17 protein-coding genes are annotated in these 17,521 nt (G+C 60.1%); 15 read left to right on the forward strand and 2 right to left on the reverse strand.

Annotation, left to right across the window (positions count from 1 at the left end):
• The first annotated feature begins 35 nt into the window (after window positions 1-35).
• The 7 genes from C8K66_RS11165 (at window position 36) to C8K66_RS11195 (ending at window position 5,668) form a co-directional block, all read left to right on the forward strand.
• Complete coding sequence (locus C8K66_RS11165; RefSeq protein WP_017845091.1) at window positions 36-674, forward strand: peroxiredoxin; 639 nt, start codon at window positions 36-38, stop codon at window positions 672-674.
• Between the two features lie 319 nt (window positions 675-993).
• Window positions 994-1,587 carry an NADPH-dependent FMN reductase gene (ssuE, locus tag C8K66_RS11170; RefSeq protein ID WP_017845090.1) on the forward strand — a complete coding sequence of 198 codons (594 nt, stop codon included), beginning with the start codon at window positions 994-996 and terminating at the stop codon, window positions 1,585-1,587.
• A gap of 93 nt (window positions 1,588-1,680) precedes the next feature.
• A complete protein-coding gene (locus tag C8K66_RS11175; protein WP_046381711.1) occupies window positions 1,681-2,649 on the forward strand; it encodes a sulfonate ABC transporter substrate-binding protein in 969 nt (322 codons plus the stop codon).
• A 25-nt stretch (window positions 2,650-2,674) separates the two neighbouring features.
• Window positions 2,675-3,823, forward strand: coding sequence for an FMNH2-dependent alkanesulfonate monooxygenase (gene ssuD / locus C8K66_RS11180; protein ID WP_057003983.1), 1,149 nt, complete (start codon window positions 2,675-2,677; stop codon window positions 3,821-3,823).
• Between the two features lie 9 nt (window positions 3,824-3,832).
• Window positions 3,833-4,621, forward strand: coding sequence for an aliphatic sulfonate ABC transporter permease SsuC (ssuC, locus tag C8K66_RS11185; protein ID WP_108524844.1), 789 nt, complete (start codon window positions 3,833-3,835; stop codon window positions 4,619-4,621).
• Complete coding sequence (gene ssuB / locus C8K66_RS11190) at window positions 4,618-5,424, forward strand: aliphatic sulfonates ABC transporter ATP-binding protein (protein ID WP_017845086.1); 807 nt, start codon at window positions 4,618-4,620, stop codon at window positions 5,422-5,424. The genes ssuC and ssuB overlap by 4 nt, the downstream gene beginning before the upstream one ends.
• Before the next feature lie 28 nt (window positions 5,425-5,452).
• On the forward strand, window positions 5,453-5,668 hold the full coding sequence (locus C8K66_RS11195; protein ID WP_017845085.1) for a molybdopterin-binding protein: 216 nt from the start codon (window positions 5,453-5,455) through the stop codon (window positions 5,666-5,668).
• Between the two features lie 412 nt (window positions 5,669-6,080).
• On the opposite strand, the gene C8K66_RS11200 is transcribed toward C8K66_RS11195, so the two are convergent.
• Window positions 6,081-6,722: a TetR/AcrR family transcriptional regulator gene (locus C8K66_RS11200; protein WP_079444895.1), complete on the reverse strand. Its 642-nt coding sequence runs from the start codon at window positions 6,720-6,722 to the stop codon at window positions 6,081-6,083.
• A 232-nt stretch (window positions 6,723-6,954) separates the two neighbouring features.
• Window positions 6,955-8,331 carry a glutamine synthetase family protein gene (locus C8K66_RS11205; RefSeq protein WP_026139798.1) on the reverse strand — a complete coding sequence of 459 codons (1,377 nt, stop codon included), beginning with the start codon at window positions 8,329-8,331 and terminating at the stop codon, window positions 6,955-6,957.
• A gap of 278 nt (window positions 8,332-8,609) precedes the next feature.
• Between C8K66_RS11205 and C8K66_RS30550 the strand changes: the two genes are divergently transcribed.
• The 8 genes from C8K66_RS30550 (at window position 8,610) to C8K66_RS11240 (ending at window position 17,425) form a co-directional block, all read left to right on the forward strand.
• Window positions 8,610-8,882: a glutamine amidotransferase gene (locus tag C8K66_RS30550; protein ID WP_126585162.1), complete on the forward strand. Its 273-nt coding sequence runs from the start codon at window positions 8,610-8,612 to the stop codon at window positions 8,880-8,882.
• A gap of 118 nt (window positions 8,883-9,000) precedes the next feature.
• On the forward strand, window positions 9,001-10,359 hold the full coding sequence (locus tag C8K66_RS11210; protein ID WP_017845082.1) for a glutamine synthetase family protein: 1,359 nt from the start codon (window positions 9,001-9,003) through the stop codon (window positions 10,357-10,359).
• A gap of 58 nt (window positions 10,360-10,417) precedes the next feature.
• Complete coding sequence (locus tag C8K66_RS11215; RefSeq protein ID WP_017845081.1) at window positions 10,418-11,782, forward strand: aspartate aminotransferase family protein; 1,365 nt, start codon at window positions 10,418-10,420, stop codon at window positions 11,780-11,782.
• 207 nt (window positions 11,783-11,989) lie between these two features.
• Complete coding sequence (locus tag C8K66_RS11220; protein WP_046385153.1) at window positions 11,990-13,084, forward strand: polyamine ABC transporter substrate-binding protein; 1,095 nt, start codon at window positions 11,990-11,992, stop codon at window positions 13,082-13,084.
• 239 nt (window positions 13,085-13,323) lie between these two features.
• On the forward strand, window positions 13,324-14,418 hold the full coding sequence (locus C8K66_RS11225) for a polyamine ABC transporter substrate-binding protein (RefSeq protein ID WP_017845079.1): 1,095 nt from the start codon (window positions 13,324-13,326) through the stop codon (window positions 14,416-14,418).
• 66 nt (window positions 14,419-14,484) lie between these two features.
• Window positions 14,485-15,627: an ABC transporter ATP-binding protein gene (locus C8K66_RS11230; protein WP_017845078.1), complete on the forward strand. Its 1,143-nt coding sequence runs from the start codon at window positions 14,485-14,487 to the stop codon at window positions 15,625-15,627.
• Window positions 15,624-16,544: an ABC transporter permease subunit gene (locus C8K66_RS11235; protein ID WP_046381716.1), complete on the forward strand. Its 921-nt coding sequence runs from the start codon at window positions 15,624-15,626 to the stop codon at window positions 16,542-16,544. The genes C8K66_RS11230 and C8K66_RS11235 overlap by 4 nt, the downstream gene beginning before the upstream one ends.
• The gene (locus tag C8K66_RS11240) at window positions 16,541-17,425 is read left to right on the forward strand and encodes an ABC transporter permease subunit (RefSeq protein ID WP_015886412.1); all 885 of its coding nucleotides are present in this window, start codon (window positions 16,541-16,543) and stop codon (window positions 17,423-17,425) included. The genes C8K66_RS11235 and C8K66_RS11240 overlap by 4 nt, the downstream gene beginning before the upstream one ends.
• The last annotated feature ends 96 nt before the right edge of the window (window positions 17,426-17,521 follow it).

The following is a 17,521-nucleotide window of genomic DNA, read 5'->3' on the forward strand; positions in this document are numbered from 1 at the left end:
AGTGGGCTCCATAAGCACTCATCAGGAGCCACACCATGAGCCTAAGACTGGGCGACATCGCCCCCGACTTCGAACAGGATTCCAGCGCCGGCAAGATTCGTTTCCACGAGTGGCTGGGCGACAGCTGGGGTGTGCTGTTTTCCCACCCGGCGGACTTCACGCCGGTATGCACCACCGAGCTGGGCTTCACCGCCAAGCTCAAGGACGAATTCGCCAAGCGTGGCGTCAAGGCCATCGCCCTGTCGGTAGACCCGGTGGACTCGCACCTCAAGTGGATCGAAGACATCAACGAAACCCAGAACACGCTCGTCAACTTCCCGATCCTGGCCGACGCCGACCGCAAGGTCTCGGACCTCTACGACCTGATCCATCCGAACGCCAGTGACACCCTCACCGTGCGTTCCTTGTTCGTGATCGACCCGCACAAGAAAATCCGCCTGACGATCACCTACCCAGCCAGCACCGGGCGCAACTTCCACGAAATCCTGCGGGTCATCGACTCGTTGCAACTGACCGACAACTACAAAGTCGCCACGCCCGCCAACTGGCAGGACGGCGATGAAGTGGTGATCGTGCCGTCGCTCAAGGACGAGGAAGAAATCAAGAAACGCTTTCCCAAAGGGTATCGGGCGGTGAAGCCGTATCTGCGGCTGACACCGCAACCCAATCGCTGAATTACCTGTAGGAGCGAGCTTGCTCGCGAAGCATGCGCGGTTACTGCGGACATCCAGAAAGCCTGCGTCATCGTTGACGGTTTTCGCGAGCAGGCTCGCTCCTACAGATAGACGCTGTGTACTCACATGGCAGGGGTTTTGAGGCCGTTTCGACGGCCTTTTTTTTCGCCTGGCGATTGATGGATGGTTTATTCTTTTAAGGAATAAACAAATGAAAAAATAAGATTTATGGATATATAAATCTGCTGATATGGTCTGTTCCATCTTGGCGCCATCGCCACACAGCGAACCGCCGACACTTGCTAAAGGAATTTCCTACATGCTGGTCGTAACACTTGGAGGCAGTCCCAGTCAGCGTTCCCGCTCCGGGGTCTTGCTGGATAAAACCCGTCAGTGGCTGCAACAGCAGGGCGTGGAAGTGGTGAGTTATCAGATACGGGACTTCCCGGCCGAAGACTTGCTGCATGCGCGCTTCGACAGCCCCAAAGTCATCGACTTGTTGCAACAAGTGGCCAATGCCGACGGCCTGGTGATCGCCACGCCGGTGTACAAGGCCTCGTTCTCGGGCGCGCTGAAAACCGTGCTCGACCTGCTGCCCGAACGCGCCCTGGCCCACAAGGTGGTATTGCCCATCGCCACCGGCGGCAGCATCGCCCACATGCTGGCGGTGGACTACGCATTGAAGCCGGTGCTGTCGGCGCTCAAAGCCCAGGAATTGCTCCACGGGATCTTTGCCGAAGACAGCCAGATCGCTTACGGCGAGGGCAGTGCCCAGGCGCAACTGGTGCCGGTCCTCGAACAACGCTTGAGCGAGGCTCTGGAAACTTTCTACGCCGCCATGGCCCGTCGCCCGAAACCGCTGGACCCGCATGTGTTGAATGAACGTTTGTTGAGTGCTCGCTGGAGCATTTAAGCCTTACCGATTCACGAAGTACTCACCTTACTCAGCCGCCAACGGCCAAGCAGGTGCAGCCAACCCCCCAATCGCATTTTTGGAGAGAGCGCCATGCTCACTGTCATCTTGCGTCGTGGTCTGGTCGCACTGTTTGCTGCGGCTGTGTCCTTCGGCGCCATTGTTCAAGCCCACGCTGCCGAAACTCTGCGGATCGGCTATCAGAAATACGGCACCCTGGTGCTGCTCAAGGCCAAGGGCACCCTGGAAAAGCGCCTGGCCGCCGACGGTGTGCAGGTGCAGTGGACCGAGTTCCCGGGCGGCCCGCAATTGCTCGAAGGCCTGAATGTCGGCTCGATCGACTTCGGCGTCACTGGCGAAACCCCGCCGGTATTCGCCCAGGCCGCCGGTGCCGATCTGCTCTACGTGGCCTACGAACCGCCGGCGCCGACCAGTGAAGCGATCCTGGTGCCGAAAGACTCGCCGATCAAATCGGTGGCCGAGCTCAAGGGCAAGAAAGTCGTGCTCAACAAGGGCTCCAACGTTCACTACCTGCTGGTGCGGGCCCTGGAAGATGCCGGCCTGAAATACACCGATGTGCAGACCGTGTTCCTGCCGCCCGCCGATGCGCGTGCCGCGTTCGAGCGTGGCAGCGTAGACGCCTGGGTCATCTGGGACCCGTACCAGGCCGCCGCCGAGAAACAACTGCAAGCCCGCACCTTGCGTGACGGCAGCGGGATTGCCGACAACCACCAGTTCTACCTGGCCACCAGGCCCTACGCCGAAAAACACCCCGAAGTGATCAAGGCGCTGGTGGAAGAAGTGCGCGCGGTGGGCGAGTGGTCCAAGGCCAACCCGCAGCAAGTCACCGAACAGGTCGCGCCGCTGCTCGGCCTGCCGGCTGACATCACCCTGACCTCGGTGAAACGCCAGGGCTATGGCGCGTTGTTCCTGACCCCGGCGGTGGTCGCCGCGCAGCAGAAGATTGCCGACAGCTTCTACCAACTCAAATTGATCCCCAAACCCTTGAGCATCAAGGACGTGATCTGGACGCCACCTGCCGCCGTGGCCAACGCGCCGTAATCCGACTTCTTCAGGAGACAACTCCATGAGCCTCACTATTTTCTGGTTCCTGCCTACCCACGGCGACGGTCATTACCTTGGCACCGCCGAAGGCGCTCGCGCCGTCGACCACGGTTATCTGCAGCAAGTGGCCCAGGCGGCCGACCGCCTTGGCTTCGGCGGGGTGCTGATCCCCACCGGGCGTTCCTGCGAAGACTCGTGGCTGGTGGCCGCTTCGCTGATCCCGGTGACCCAGCGTCTGAAGTTCCTGGTCGCGCTGCGCCCCGGGATCATTTCGCCGACGGTGGCCGCGCGTCAGGCCGCGACCCTCGATCGCCTGTCCGGCGGCCGTGCGCTGTTCAACCTGGTGACCGGCGGTGACCCGGAAGAATTGGCCGGCGACGGTCTGTTCCTCAGCCACGAAGAACGCTACCAGGCCTCGGTGGAGTTCACCCGCATCTGGCGTCGTGTGCTGGAAGGCGAAACCGTGGATTACGACGGCGAACACATCAGCGTCAAAGGCGCCAAACTGCTTTACCCGCCGATCCAGCAACCGCGTCCGCCGCTGTACTTCGGCGGCTCTTCCGAAGCCGCGCAGGACCTGGCGGCCGAACAGGTGGACATGGTGCTGACCTGGGGCGAGCCACCGGCCGCGGTTGCGGAAAAAATCGAACAGGTGCGGGCCAAGGCCGCGAAACTCGGGCGCACGGTGCGCTTCGGTATTCGTCTGCATGTGATCGTGCGCGAAACCAACGATGAAGCCTGGAAAGCCGCCGACAAACTGATCTCGCACCTGGACGACGACACCATCGCCCGCGCCCAGGCCTCGCTGGCGCGCTTTGATTCGGTCGGCCAGCAGCGCATGGCGGCCTTGCATGGCGGCAGCCGCGACAACCTCGAAGTCAGCCCCAACCTGTGGGCCGGCGTCGGCCTGGTGCGCGGCGGGGCCGGCACCGCGCTGGTGGGCGATGGCCCGACGGTTGCGGCGCGGGTCAAGGAATACGCGGCGCTGGGCATCGACACCTTTATCTTCTCCGGTTATCCACACCTGGAAGAATCGTATCGCGTCGCCGAGTTGCTGTTCCCGCACCTGGATATCGAACGCCCCGAGTTGCCGAAAAGTGCCGGCTACGTGAGCCCGTTCGGCGAGATGGTCGCCAACGACATCCTTCCCAAAGCGGCGTCACAGAGCTGAGGTGGCGCCATGAATGTGGAAAAACTGAGCCATCGCGTGGCGCCTTGGGTGCTGCCGGTGTTGCTGTTGGCGGTGTGGCAGTTGTCGGTGTCGGCGGGGTGGTTGTCGACGCGGATTCTGCCGGCGCCGAGCGCGGTGATCGAGGCCGGGGTCAACCTGGTACGCCGCGGTGAAATCTGGACGCACCTGGCCATCAGCGGCTGGCGCGCGGGCCTGGGTTTTGTGATCGGTGGCAGCATCGGTCTGGCCCTGGGCTTTATCACCGGCCTGTCGACGTGGGGCGAGCGCCTGCTGGACAGCTCGGTGCAGATGATCCGCAACGTGCCGCACCTGGCGTTGATCCCGCTGGTGATCCTGTGGTTCGGCATTGACGAGACCGCGAAGATTTTCCTGGTCGCCCTCGGCACGCTGTTCCCGATCTACCTCAACACCTACCACGGCATCCGCAACGTCGACCCGGCGCTGGTGGAAATGGCCCGCAGCTACGGCTTGTCCGGCTTCAGCCTGTTCCGCCAGGTGATCCTGCCGGGCGCGCTGCCGTCGATCCTGGTGGGCGTGCGTTTTGCCCTGGGCTTTATGTGGCTGACGCTGATCGTGGCGGAAACCATTTCGGCCAGTTCCGGTATCGGTTACCTGGCGATGAACGCCCGTGAATTCCTGCAAACCGACGTGGTGGTGCTGGCCATCGTCATGTACGCGATTCTCGGCAAGCTGGCCGACCTCGCAGCGCGCGGCCTGGAGCGTGTGTGGCTGCGCTGGCATCCGGCTTATCAAGTGAATAAAGGAGGTGCGGCATGACCGCTCAACAACCTCCGCGCCTGCTGAAGGGGATTCCCCTGGCGGTGCGCAAATTGCGCAAGGCCTTTGGCGCGCGGGAAGTGCTCAAGGGCATCGACCTGCATATTCCGGCGGGCCAGTTCGTTGCCGTGGTCGGCCGCAGTGGCTGCGGTAAAAGTACCTTGCTGCGCCTGCTCGCCGGCCTCGACAAGGCCAGCAGCGGTGAGCTGCTGGCCGGCGCCGCGCCGCTTGGCGCGGCGATCGAAGACACGCGGTTGATGTTCCAGGAAGCGCGTCTGCTGCCGTGGAAAAAGATCATCGACAACGTCGGCCTCGGCCTCAAGGGCAACTGGCGTCCCAAGGCACTGGAAGCGCTCGAAGCGGTCGGCCTGGCCGAGCGTGCGAATGAGTGGCCGGCGGCCTTGTCCGGTGGCCAGAAGCAGCGTGTGGCCCTGGCGCGTGCGTTGATTCATCAGCCGCGTCTGCTGTTGCTCGATGAGCCGTTGGGCGCGCTGGATGCGTTGACCCGCATCGAGATGCAGCAACTGATCGAAAGCCTCTGGCAGAAGCATGGTTTCACCGTGTTGCTGGTAACCCACGACGTCAGCGAAGCCGTGGCCATTGCCGACCGGGTGATCCTGATCGAAGACGGCGAAATCGGCCTCGACCTGATTGTCGACCTGCCGCGTCCACGCGCCCGAGGCTCGCATCGCCTGGCCGCGCTCGAAGCGCAGGTGCTCAACCGTGTGCTGTCGCTGCCCGGCACCCCGCCGGAACCCGAACCCGTTTCACCGTTGCCCACACAATTGCGGTGGGCGCAATAACTCACTTGTCCCATGAAGGAAAAACGACATGACTATCAAAGCCATCAACGTGCGTAACCAGTTCAAAGGCACCGTCAAGGAAATCGTCGAAGGCGATGTGCTCTCGGAAATCGACGTGCAGACCGCGTCCGGGATCGTGACGTCGGTGATCACCACCCGTTCGGTCAAGGAGTTGGAGCTGGTGATCGGCAGCGAGGTGATTGCCTTCGTCAAATCCACCGAGGTGTCGATCGCCAAGTTGTGATCACTTGAGGGCGCTATCGGGAGCAAGCTCCCTCCCACATTCGAACCGGTTTCTTCAGGAAAGCTCGATCACATGTGGGAGCAAGCTCCCTCCCACATTCGAACCGGTTTCTTCAGGAAAGCTCGATCACATGTGGGAGCAAGCTCCCTCCCACATTCGAACCGGTTTCTTCAGGAAAGCTCGATCACATGTGGGAGCAAGCTCCCTCCCACATTCGAACCGGTTTCTTCAGGAAAGCTCGATCACATGTGGGAGCAAGCTCCCTCCCACATTCGAACCGGTTTCTTCAGGAAAACTCGATCACATGTGGGAGCAAGCTCCCTCCCACATTCGAACCGGTTTCTTCAGGAAAACTCGGTCACATGTGGGAGGGAGCTTGCCCCCGATGAGGCCCTGCCAGACAACACATCCATCAGACAGTGACGCCCCGCTTGGGCAAATACGCCGGCAGATAAAGCCCCACATATGCATCGAACACGCGCATGCCTTCCTCGGCCATGCGCGGCGTGATCAGCCCATGCTGATGCACCGAACGCGCATACACGCGATCACTCAATTCCAGCGCCAGCGCGAACACGTCCACATCGGTGGGCAGGGTCGGCACTTCGAAATGCCGGTTGAACACGGCCAGCATCAAGTCACCCAACTCCAGATCGTGCTGGCGGTCGGCCTGATTCACTTCGGTCAGCCCGTGCTGGGTCAGGATCAGCTGGCGGGCGGCGGCGTCGTTGCTGTAGATGGTGAGCATGCGCTGTTCGACGATGTAAGACAGGTCGCGCCAATACTTGAGTGAATCATGCGCGATGGGCGCCTGGATTGCGGCGCGGAATGCCGCATGGACGTCAGCGGTCAACGCTTCCAGCAGCGCCGGCACGCTGGCGAAAAAGTGGTACACCGACGACGGCGGAATCTGTGCGCGCTCGGCCACGCTGTAGATCGACAAACCGGCCACGCCTTCGGACGCCAGCAACGTGCGGGCGGCGTCGAGGATCGCGTCGATCCGGGCCTGGCTGCGGGCGCGGGGTTTGCGAGGGGCGGCGGGGCGGGTGGTCATGGAAGTCTCCTACAAGGCAGCGGGCATTGTATGAGCAGGAGCCGGTGTTGTCTGCCAGGCCGCCATCGGGAGCAAGCTCCCTCTCACACTCGAACCGGTTTCTTCAGGAAAACTCGTTCAAATGTGGGAGGGAGCTTGCTCCCGATGGCGGCCAACTCGGTCTACCAAAAGCAACCCATAAAAAAACGCCACAGACCAAAGGCCTGCGACGTTTTTTCAGTGCAACCAGCGCTTACACGGTATGCAGGTACCAGTTGTACTCAAGGTCGGAGATGGAGTGTTCGAACTCTTCCAGCTCACTTTCCTTACAGGCGACGAAGATATCGATGTATTTAGGATCGATGTACTTGGCCATCACCTCGCTGTCGTCCAACTCGCGCAGGGCATCGCGCAGGTTGTTCGGCAGGCTTTGTTCGTTCTGCTCGTAGCTGTTGCCTTCCACTGGCGCGCCCGGTTCGATCTTGTTGGTCAGGCCGTGGTGTACGCCCGCCAGGACCGAAGCCATCAGCAGGTAGGGGTTGGCATCGGCACCGGCCACGCGGTGTTCGATACGCACGGAGTCGGCCGCGCCGGTCGGCACGCGGATCGCCACGGTGCGGTTGTCCAGGCCCCAGCACGGCGAGTTCGGCACGTAGAACTGTGCGCCGAAACGACGGTAGGAGTTGACGTTGGGGCACAGGAACGCCATTTGGGCGGGTAGGGTCTCCAGCACACCGCCGATCGCGTGACGCAATGCGGCGTTCTGCTCGGGATCCTCGCTGGCAAAGATGTTCTTGCCGTCCTTGTCCAGGATCGAAATGTGTACGTGCAAACCGTTGCCTGCCTGGCCTGGGTAAGGCTTGGCCATGAAGGTGGTGTCCATCTCATGGTCGTAGGCGATGTTCTTGATCAGGCGCTTGAGCAGTACCGCGTAGTCGCAGGCCTTGATCGGGTCGGCCACGTGGTGCAGGTTCACTTCGAACTGCGCCGGGGCACTTTCCTTGACGATGGCATCAGCCGGGATGCCTTGCTCTTTGGCACCTTCCAGGATGTCCTGGAGGCAGTCGACATATTCGTCGAGGTCGTCGATCAGGTAGACCTGTGTCGAGTGCGGGCGTTTGCCGGAGATCGGCGAGCGGGGCGGTTGTGGGCGGCCGTTCACGTTCTCCTGGTCGATCAGGTAGAACTCAAGCTCGAAGGCAGCGCAGATAGTCAGACCGAGGTCGTCGAATTTGCTTACAACCTGACGCAGTACTTCGCGCGGATCGGCGAAGAAAGGTTCACCTTCAATTTCGTGCATGGTCATCAGCAGTTGCGCGGTCGGGCGCTTTTGCCAAGGTTCATTGCACAGGGTGTCGGGGATTGGATAACAGATTCGGTCAGCATCACCGATGTCCAGACCCAGGCCGGTGCTTTCCACCGTTGAGCCGTTGATATCCAGGGCAAATAAAGAGGCAGGCAAGTTAATGCCTTTCTCGTAAACCTTGTGGAGGCTGGTGCGTTCGATGCGCTTACCGCGCACCACACCATTCATATCCGCAATTAGAAGGTCTACGTACAGAACCTCAGGATGATCCTTAAGGAACGCGTTCGCTTCGTTAAGCTGAACGGCACGCGGGGGTACCGACATGATGCAACACCTTTGTTGTTAAAAATATCAATCATTGATCTTTTCAGGTTTCAGTCAACCCGAACGGCATGCCGAAGTCAAGCGAGGCCTTTTTTGCCCCAAAAAAGCGCCATGAGGGCTTTTTTGGGGCTTTTTGGGGCGGTTTTGCTCGGTTGCCCGGCTTGGGACTAGCAGGCTTGAGCGGGCCGTGTTGTATTTTTTACGGGGGTGTTGTGTAAAAAAATGAACAAGGCTAAGCTCGATTTAAACCCATAACAGCAATAATACCGGGGTGCTTCATGTCTGGCCTGCCGTTAATCGGCATCACCACCTGCGCGAAACAGGTCGGTCTGCATGCTTTTCAGATCCGTGTCGAATGTTGCGAACGCGCATTCCCATTGATGATTCCATCCCCGATAAGCCCCTTCGATCCGGCCATTATTCTTGACGGCCAGGACGCTGTTCGCGTGCCCCGTTCATTTTCTTGTACTCACCCTTTTCATGACGCCGGTCCTGCCTTTTTTGCGGTTGCCGCTCATTATCCTGCACGGGAGGCAAGCCTTTTGCTTTAGGAGTGCAACGGCACCCCAAATGGCGGTTAAGCTCCCACTCTGATGAACCAGCGACGCCGATGCGTCAACCGACGCCTGACCTTTAATGAACGTCAGGAAACCCAGCCCAGAGGCATTTATGAGTAACAACCTCGACCAGCTCACCGATTGGTTGAAAGACCACAAGATCACAGAAGTCGAATGCATGATTGGCGACCTCACCGGTATCACCCGGGGCAAGATCTCGCCGACCAACAAGTTCATCGCCGAGAAAGGCATGCGCCTGCCCGAGAGCGTTCTGTTGCAGACCGTGACCGGCGACTATGTCGAAGACGACATCTATTACGAATTGCTCGACCCGGCCGACATCGACATGATCTGCCGCCCCGACCAGAACGCGGTGTTCCTGGTGCCGTGGGCCATCGAGCCTACCGCCCAGGTGATCCACGACACCTACGACAAGCAAGGCAACCCGATCGAACTGTCGCCGCGCAACGTGCTCAAGAAAGTCCTCAAGCTCTACGCCGACAAAGGCTGGCAGCCGATCGTGGCGCCGGAGATGGAGTTCTACCTGACCAAGCGCTGCGAAGACCCGGACTTCCCGCTGCAACCGCCGATCGGCCGTTCCGGGCGCCCGGAAACCGGTCGGCAGTCGTTCTCTATAGAAGCGGCCAACGAATTCGACCCGCTGTTCGAGGACGTCTACGACTGGTGCGAACTGCAGGAGCTGGACCTCGACACCCTGATCCACGAGGACGGCACGGCGCAGATGGAAATCAACTTCCGTCACGGCGACGCGCTGTCCCTGGCCGACCAGATCCTGGTGTTCAAGCGCACCATGCGTGAAGCCGCGCTCAAGCACGACGTGGCCGCCACCTTCATGGCCAAGCCGATGACCGGCGAGCCCGGCAGCGCGATGCACCTGCACCAGAGCATCATCGACATCGCCACCGGCAAGAACGTCTTCTCCAATGAAGACGGGACCATGAGCCAACTGTTCCTCAACCACATTGGCGGCCTGCAGAAATTCATCCCCGAATTGCTGCCGCTGTTTGCCCCCAACGTGAACTCGTTCCGCCGCTTCCTGCCGGACACTTCGGCGCCGGTGAACGTGGAGTGGGGCGAAGAGAACCGCACCGTCGGCCTGCGCGTACCGGATGCCGGCCCGCAGAACCGTCGCGTGGAAAACCGCCTGCCGGGCGCAGACGCCAACCCGTACCTGGCGATCGCCGCCAGCCTGTTGTGCGGCTACATCGGCATGGTCGAAGGGCACAACCCAAGCGCGCCGGTCGTCGGCCGTGGTTACGAGCGGCGCAACCTGCGCCTGCCGTTGACCATCGAAGACGCCCTGGAACGCATGGAAAACAGCAAGACCATCGAGAAATACCTGGGTCACAAATTCATCACTGGCTACGTCGCGGTCAAGCGGGCCGAGCATGAAAACTTCAAGCGCGTGATCAGTTCGTGGGAGCGGGAGTTCCTGCTCTTCGCCGTCTGATGCGCCGGGCGCGCCCGTTGAACGGCGCGCCCTCCACTGAAAAGTCTAGGAGATTGGTATGTCCAGCAACAACCCGCAAACCCGTGAATGGCAAGCCTTGAGCAGTGATCACCACCTGGCGCCGTTCAGCGACTTCAAGCAGTTGAAAGAGAAAGGCCCACGGATCATTACTAAAGCCCACGGCGTTTACTTGTGGGACAGCGAAGGCAACAAGATCCTCGACGGCATGGCCGGCCTGTGGTGCGTGGCGATCGGTTACGGTCGCGATGAACTGGCTGACGCCGCCGCCAAGCAGATGAAAGAACTGCCGTACTACAACCTGTTCTTCCAGACCGCCCACCCGCCGGTGCTGGAACTGGCCAAGGCGATCTCCGACGTTGCACCGGCCGGCATGAACCACGTGTTCTTCACCGGTTCCGGCTCCGAAGGCAACGACACCATGTTGCGCATGGTCCGCCACTATTGGGCGATCAAGGGCCAGCCGAACAAGAAAATCATCATCAGCCGCAAGAATGGCTACCACGGCTCCACCGTGGCCGGCGCCAGCCTCGGCGGCATGACTTATATGCATGAGCAGGGCGACTTGCCGATCCCGGGCATCGTCCACATCGCCCAGCCGTACTGGTTTGGCGAAGGCGGCGACATGAGCCCCGAAGAGTTCGGTGTGTGGGCCGCCAACCAGCTGGAAGCGAAGATTCTGGAACTGGGCGTGGACAACGTCGGTGCCTTCATTGCCGAGCCGATCCAGGGCGCCGGTGGCGTGATCGTGCCGCCGGACAGCTACTGGCCGCGCATCAAGGAAATCCTCGCCAAGTACGACATCCTGTTCGTCGCCGACGAGGTGATCTGCGGTTTCGGCCGTACCGGCGAGTGGTTCGGCAGCGATTTCTACGACCTCAAGCCGGACATGATGACCATCGCCAAGGGCCTGACCTCGGGCTACATCCCGATGGGTGGCCTGATCGTGCGCGACGAGGTGGTGGCGGTGCTGAATGAAGGCGGCGATTTCAACCACGGCTTCACCTACTCCGGTCACCCGGTGGCCGCGGCGGTCGCTCTGGAAAACATCCGCATCATGCGCGATGAACAAATTATTAAGCGTGTGCATGATGAAACGGCACCGTATTTGCAGAAACGTCTGAGGGAGCTGGCTGATCATCCGTTGGTGGGTGAAGTGCGTGGTGTCGGCATGCTCGGTGCGATTGAACTGGTTCAGGACAAAGCGACGCGCAAGCGTTACGAAGGCCGCGGTGTTGGCATGATCTGCCGAACCTTCTGCTTCGAGAATGGCCTGATCATGCGCGCCGTGGGTGACACCATGATCATTTCGCCGCCGCTGGTGATCAGCAAGACCGAAATCGACGAGCTGGTGACCAAGGCTCGTCATTGCCTGGACCTGACTTTGGCGGCATTGCAGGGCTAAGTGCTAGGCTCAGAACGCAGTGACTCTCGGGTGCTGCGTTCGGGCAGTTATAAAAGTGGGGGGTTAGTTGAAAGCCGGCCCCCTAAGTTGCCAGACTGTTGTCCTGTTTTGCTGCCCTTCGACGGGCTGCCGAACAGCTGTGTATCGATGAAGCATGCTGCGGCCCAAAAAAGAAAATTGGAGCATCACCAAATGAAGGCATTAGGTTTGAAGAACGCTGGCAAGACCCTCCTCGCGTTGTCCCTGATGGGCGCAATGGCGGGCGCGGCCCAGGCAGACGATAAAGTGCTGCACGTCTATAACTGGTCCGACTACATTGCTCCGGACACCATCGCCAACTTTGAAAAAGAGTCGGGCATCAAAGTGGTGTACGACGTATTCGACAGCAACGAGACCCTTGAAGCCAAGTTGCTGGCAGGCAAGTCCGGTTACGACATCGTCGTACCGTCGAACAACTTCCTCGCCAAGCAGATCAAGGCCGGCGTCTACCAGGAGCTGGACAAGTCCAAGCTGTCCAACTACGAAAACCTGAACACGTCGCTGCTCAAGGCCGTGTCGGTCAGCGACCCGGACAACAAGCACGCTTTCCCGTACATGTGGGGTTCGATCGGCATCGGTTACAACCCGGAGAAGGTCAAGGCCGCGCTGGGCGTCGACAAGATCGATTCGTGGGACATCCTGCTCAAGCCGGAAAACATCGCCAAGCTCAAGAGCTGCGGTGTGAGCTTCCTCGATTCGCCAACCGAAATGCTGCCGATCGCGCTGCATTACCTGGGCCTGCCGACCGACAGCCAGAAGAAAGCCGACCTCAAGCAAGCTGAAGACCTGTTCCTGAAGATCCGTCCTTCGATCGGCTACTTCCACTCGTCCAAGTACATCTCCGACCTGGCCAACGGCAACATCTGCGTAGCCGTGGGTTACTCGGGTGACATCCAGCAGGCCAAATCCCGCGCGGCTGAAGCCGGTGGCAAGGTCAAAGTGGCGTATGACATTCCGAAGGAAGGCGCCGGCAGTTTCTATGACATGGTCGCCATCCCTAAAGATGCCGAAAACGTCGAAGCGGCCTACAAGTTCATGAACTACCTGCTCGAGCCGAAAGTCATGGCTGCGATCACCAACAGCGTGCGTTTCCCGAACGGTAACGAGAAAGCCACCGCATTGGTCGACAAAGACATCACCAGCGACCCAGGCATCTACCCGCCAGCGGACGTGCAAGCCAAGCTGTATGCCATTGCCGACTTGCCGGCGGCGACTCAGCGTGAAATGACCCGTAGCTGGACCAAAATCAAATCGGGCAAATAAGCGAGGAAACCTGTAGGAGCGAGCTTGCTCGCGAAAATCGTCAACGATAACGCAGCGCCTCTGGTCGCCCGCGTTGCCTGTGAGTTCTTCGCGAGCAAGCTCGCTCCTACAAAGAGCGGCAGCCGTACAGTAATTAAATGACAGAAAGTTTTGCCGGATCGGTTTATCGAGGGTAAGTTGCGCGCCGGTTTTGTTGCCGGGCAACAACTTTGGGCCCAACTATTTAAGAGGACCTCCACTTGCCATTTTCTTTATTTCGCCAAGCCTTGCTGGTAGGTGCAGGTATCACGCTGGCTGTCAGCGTGCAGGCCGCATCGACTGTGCATGTTTATAACTGGTCGGACTACATCGGCCCCGACACCCTGGCCAACTTTGAAAAGGCCTCCGGTATCAAGCCTGTGTATGACGTGTTTGATTCCAACGAAACCCTGGAAGGCAAGTTGCTGGCCGGACGTACCGGTTACGACGTGGTGGTGCCGTCCAATCACTTCCTCGGCAAACAGATCAAGGCCGGGGCGTTCCAGAAGCTCGACAAGTCGTTGCTGACTCACTACGCCAACCTCGACCCGGCGCTGCTCAAGCGCCTGGAAAAGAACGACCCAGGCAACCAATACGCCGTGCCGTACCTGTGGGGCACCAACGGCATCGGTTACAACGTCGATAAAGTCAAAGAAGTGCTGGGCGTCGACAAGATCGACTCCTGGGCCGTGCTGTTCGAGCCGGAAAATATGAAGAAGCTTGCGACGTGCGGCGTGTCCTTCATGGACTCGGCAGATGAAATGCTGCCGGCGGTGCTCAACTACATGGGCCTGAACCCCAACAGCGAGAACCCCGAAGACTACAAGAAGGCCGAAGCGAAACTGCTGAAAGTGCGGCCTTATGTGACCTACTTCCATTCTTCCAAATACATCTCCGACCTGGCCAACGGCAACATCTGCGTGGCGGCCGGGTTCTCCGGCGATGTGTTCCAGGCCAAGGCCCGCGCAGCCGAGGCGGGCAAGGGCGTGAACATCGCCTACGCGATTCCGAAAGAAGGCGGCAACCTGTGGTTTGACGTGCTGGCGATCCCCAAGGACGCGACCAACGTTAAAGAAGCCCACGCCTTCATCAACTATTTACTGCAACCTGAGGTTATCGCTCAGGTCAGTGATTACGTCGGTTATGCCAACCCTAACCCAGGGGCGGACGCACTGATGGAGCAATCGATACGCACCGACGAAGCGGTTTACCCACCGCAGGCGGTTCTCGACCGGACATTTGTCAACTTCGAGCTACCCCCGAAAGTGCAGCGTTTAATGACCCGTAGCTGGACCAAGGTCAAGACGGGCAAGTAAGGCTCAAACTATCCTGGGTTCGCCCGCGTCGGGCGAACTGCACTCTTTTTTTTGGGAGTTTCGTAAATGGCAGTTGCCTCCGGCGCCTATAAGAAAGCCCTCGAGGGCGACCAGACACCGAAAAAGGTGCTGGTCAAAATCGACCGGGTCACGAAGAAGTTCGACGAGACGATTGCCGTGGACGATGTGTCCCTGGAAATCAAGAAAGGCGAGATCTTCGCCTTGCTCGGCGGTTCGGGTTCGGGCAAATCCACCTTGTTGCGCATGCTCGCAGGTTTCGAGCGCCCAACCGAGGGTCGCATCTACCTCGACGGTGTGGACATCACCGACATGCCGCCCTACGAGCGGCCGATCAACATGATGTTCCAGTCCTACGCGCTGTTCCCGCACATGACCGTGGCGCAGAACATCGCGTTTGGCCTGCAACAGGACAAGATCCCCAAGGCCGAAGTCGACGCCCGCGTGGCCGAGATGCTCAAGCTGGTGCAGATGAGCCAGTACGCCAAGCGCAAGCCGCACCAGTTGTCCGGTGGCCAGCGCCAGCGTGTGGCCCTGGCCCGTTCCCTGGCCAAGCGCCCGAAACTGCTGCTGCTCGATGAGCCGATGGGGGCGCTGGACAAGAAACTGCGTTCGCAGATGCAGCTGGAACTGGTGGAAATCATCGAGCGCGTCGGCGTGACCTGCGTGATGGTGACCCACGACCAGGAAGAGGCCATGACCATGGCCGAGCGCATCGCGATCATGCACCTGGGCTGGATCGCGCAGATCGGCAGCCCGGTCGACATCTACGAGACGCCGACCAGCCGCCTGGTGTGCGAGTTCATCGGCAACGTCAACATCTTCGACACCCAGGTGGTCGACGACGCTGAAGGCCACGCAGTGCTCAAGTGCCCGGACCTGGACCGCGACATCTACGTTGGCTACGGCATCGCCACTTCGGTGGAAGACAAGTCGGTGACCTACGCCATCCGCCCGGAAAAACTGCTGGTCACCACTCAAATGCCGACCTGCGAGCACAACTGGTCCAGCGGCAAGGTCCACGACATCGCCTACCTCGGCGGCCACTCGGTGTTCTACGTCGAGTTGCCGAGCGGCAAGCTCGTGCAATCCTTCGTCGCCAACGCCGAACGCCGTGGCCAGCGCCCAACCTGGGGTGATCAGGTGTACGTGTGGTGGGAAGACGACAGCGGCGTGGTACTTCGCTCATGAACATGAAAAAATTCAAGCGCCAGCTGCAACGAATAACCCCCGGTGGCCGGCATGTGGTCATCGGGATCCCTTTCCTCTGGCTGTTCCTGTTCTTCATGCTGCCGTTCTTCATCGTCCTGAAGATCAGCTTTGCCGAAGCCGACGTGGCGATCCCGCCTTACACCGAGATCTACACCTTCGTTGAGCAGAAGCTGCAACTGGTGCTGAACCTGGCCAACTACGCGATGCTCGGCGACGATGAGTTGTACATCGCCGCGTACCTGGGCTCGCTGAAGATGGCGTTCTTCAGCACCCTGCTGTGCCTGGTGATCGGCTACCCGATGGCCTATGCGATTGCCAGTGCGCGCAAAGAGATGCAGACCGTCCTCGTGCTGCTGATCATGATGCCGACCTGGACCGCGATCCTGATCCGCGTGTACGCGTGGATGGGCATCCTCAGCAACAACGGCTTGCTCAACAGCTTCCTGATGTCCATCGGGCTGATCAACGAGCCGCTGCAGATCCTCAACACCAACATCGCGGTGTATATCGGCGTGGTCTATTCGTACCTGCCGTTCATGATCCTGCCGCTGTACGCCAACCTGGTGAAACATGACCAGAGCCTGCTGGAAGCTGCCTCGGACCTGGGTTCGAGCACCTTCAACAGCTTCTGGAAGATCACCGTGCCGCTGTCCAAGAACGGCATCATCGCCGGTTGCATGCTGGTCTTCATCCCGGTGGTGGGCGAGTTCGTGATCCCGGAACTGCTCGGCGGCCCGGAAACCCTGATGATCGGTAAAGTGTTGTGGCAAGAATTCTTCAACAACCGTGACTGGCCGGTGGCTTCTGCCCTGGCGGTGGTGATGCTGGCGATCCTGATCGTGCCGATCATCCTGTTCAACCGCAGCCAAGCCAAAGAGATGGAGGGCAAGATATGAAGCGCGTCAGTTTCTCAAGCTTCATGCTGGTGGCGGGGTTGTTGTTCATCTACCTGCCGATGCTGATCCTGGTGATCTACTCGTTCAACGAATCCAAGCTGGTGACGGTGTGGGGCGGTTGGTCGATCAAGTGGTACGTGGGCCTGCTGGACAACACCCAGTTGATGGGCTCGGTGGCGCGTTCCCTGGAAATCGCCTGCTACACGGCCGTCGCGGCCGTGGCGCTGGGTACATTGGCGGCGTTCGTGCTGACGCGCATCAGCCAGTTCAAGGGCCGCACGCTGTTCGGCGGCCTGGTGACCGCGCCGTTGGTCATGCCCGAGGTGATCACCGGTCTGTCGCTGTTGCTGCTGTTCGTGGCGATGGCGCAGATGATCGGCTGGCCCCAGGAACGTGGCATCGTCACCATCTGGATCGCCCACACCACGTTCTGCGCGGCGTATGTGGCGGTGGTGGTGTCGGCGCGCTTGCGCGAGCTGGACCTGTCGATTGAAGAAGCGGCGATGGACCTGGGCGCGCGGCCGTGGAAGGTGTTCTTCCTGATCACCATCCCGATGATCGCGCCGTCGTTGGCGGCGGGTGGGATGATGTCCTTCGCGCTGTCCCTCGATGACCTGGTACTCGCCAGCTTCGTGTCGGGCCCGGGTTCGACCACGTTGCCGATGGAAGTCTTCTCGGCGGTGCGCCTGGGGGTCAAACCGGAGATCAACGCCGTGGCCAGCCTGATTCTGCTGGCGGTGTCGTTGGTGACTTTCCTGGTGTGGTTCTTCAGCCGACGTGCCGAAGAGATGCGCAAGAAGGCGATCCAACAAGCGATCGAAGAAGCGGCCGCCGATGGCTGGCAGCAGCCGGACAAGCGTCGGGCGCCTGCGCCGGTCTAACGGCCGACACGGTGCAAATGTGGGAGGGGGCTTGCCCCCGATAGCAGAGTGTCAGTCACTGAAGCTGTGACTGATCCACCGCCATCGGGGGCAAGC

Source organism: Pseudomonas sp. GV105 (assembly GCF_003058185.1).
In the GTDB taxonomy this organism is placed as follows: Bacteria; Pseudomonadota; Gammaproteobacteria; order Pseudomonadales; family Pseudomonadaceae; genus Aquipseudomonas; species Aquipseudomonas veronii.

What these genes read in the sequence shown, in the direction of transcription:
- C8K66_RS11165 (WP_017845091.1), top strand. Translation starts at nt 36, where the DNA reads ATGAGCCTAAGACTGGGCGACATCGCCCCCGACTTCGAACAGGATTCC.
- ssuE (WP_017845090.1), top strand. Translation starts at nt 994, where the DNA reads ATGCTGGTCGTAACACTTGGAGGCAGTCCCAGTCAGCGTTCCCGCTCC.
- C8K66_RS11175 (WP_046381711.1), top strand. Translation starts at nt 1,681, where the DNA reads ATGCTCACTGTCATCTTGCGTCGTGGTCTGGTCGCACTGTTTGCTGCG.
- ssuD (WP_057003983.1), top strand. Translation starts at nt 2,675, where the DNA reads ATGAGCCTCACTATTTTCTGGTTCCTGCCTACCCACGGCGACGGTCAT.
- ssuC (WP_108524844.1), top strand. Translation starts at nt 3,833, where the DNA reads ATGAATGTGGAAAAACTGAGCCATCGCGTGGCGCCTTGGGTGCTGCCG.
- ssuB (WP_017845086.1), top strand. Translation starts at nt 4,618, where the DNA reads ATGACCGCTCAACAACCTCCGCGCCTGCTGAAGGGGATTCCCCTGGCG.
- C8K66_RS11195 (WP_017845085.1), top strand. Translation starts at nt 5,453, where the DNA reads ATGACTATCAAAGCCATCAACGTGCGTAACCAGTTCAAAGGCACCGTC.
- C8K66_RS11200 (WP_079444895.1), bottom strand. Translation starts at nt 6,722, where the DNA reads ATGACCACCCGCCCCGCCGCCCCTCGCAAACCCCGCGCCCGCAGCCAG.
- C8K66_RS11205 (WP_026139798.1), bottom strand. Translation starts at nt 8,331, where the DNA reads ATGTCGGTACCCCCGCGTGCCGTTCAGCTTAACGAAGCGAACGCGTTC.
- C8K66_RS30550 (WP_126585162.1), top strand. Translation starts at nt 8,610, where the DNA reads ATGTCTGGCCTGCCGTTAATCGGCATCACCACCTGCGCGAAACAGGTC.
- C8K66_RS11210 (WP_017845082.1), top strand. Translation starts at nt 9,001, where the DNA reads ATGAGTAACAACCTCGACCAGCTCACCGATTGGTTGAAAGACCACAAG.
- C8K66_RS11215 (WP_017845081.1), top strand. Translation starts at nt 10,418, where the DNA reads ATGTCCAGCAACAACCCGCAAACCCGTGAATGGCAAGCCTTGAGCAGT.
- C8K66_RS11230 (WP_017845078.1), top strand. Translation starts at nt 14,485, where the DNA reads ATGGCAGTTGCCTCCGGCGCCTATAAGAAAGCCCTCGAGGGCGACCAG.
- C8K66_RS11235 (WP_046381716.1), top strand. Translation starts at nt 15,624, where the DNA reads ATGAACATGAAAAAATTCAAGCGCCAGCTGCAACGAATAACCCCCGGT.
- C8K66_RS11240 (WP_015886412.1), top strand. Translation starts at nt 16,541, where the DNA reads ATGAAGCGCGTCAGTTTCTCAAGCTTCATGCTGGTGGCGGGGTTGTTG.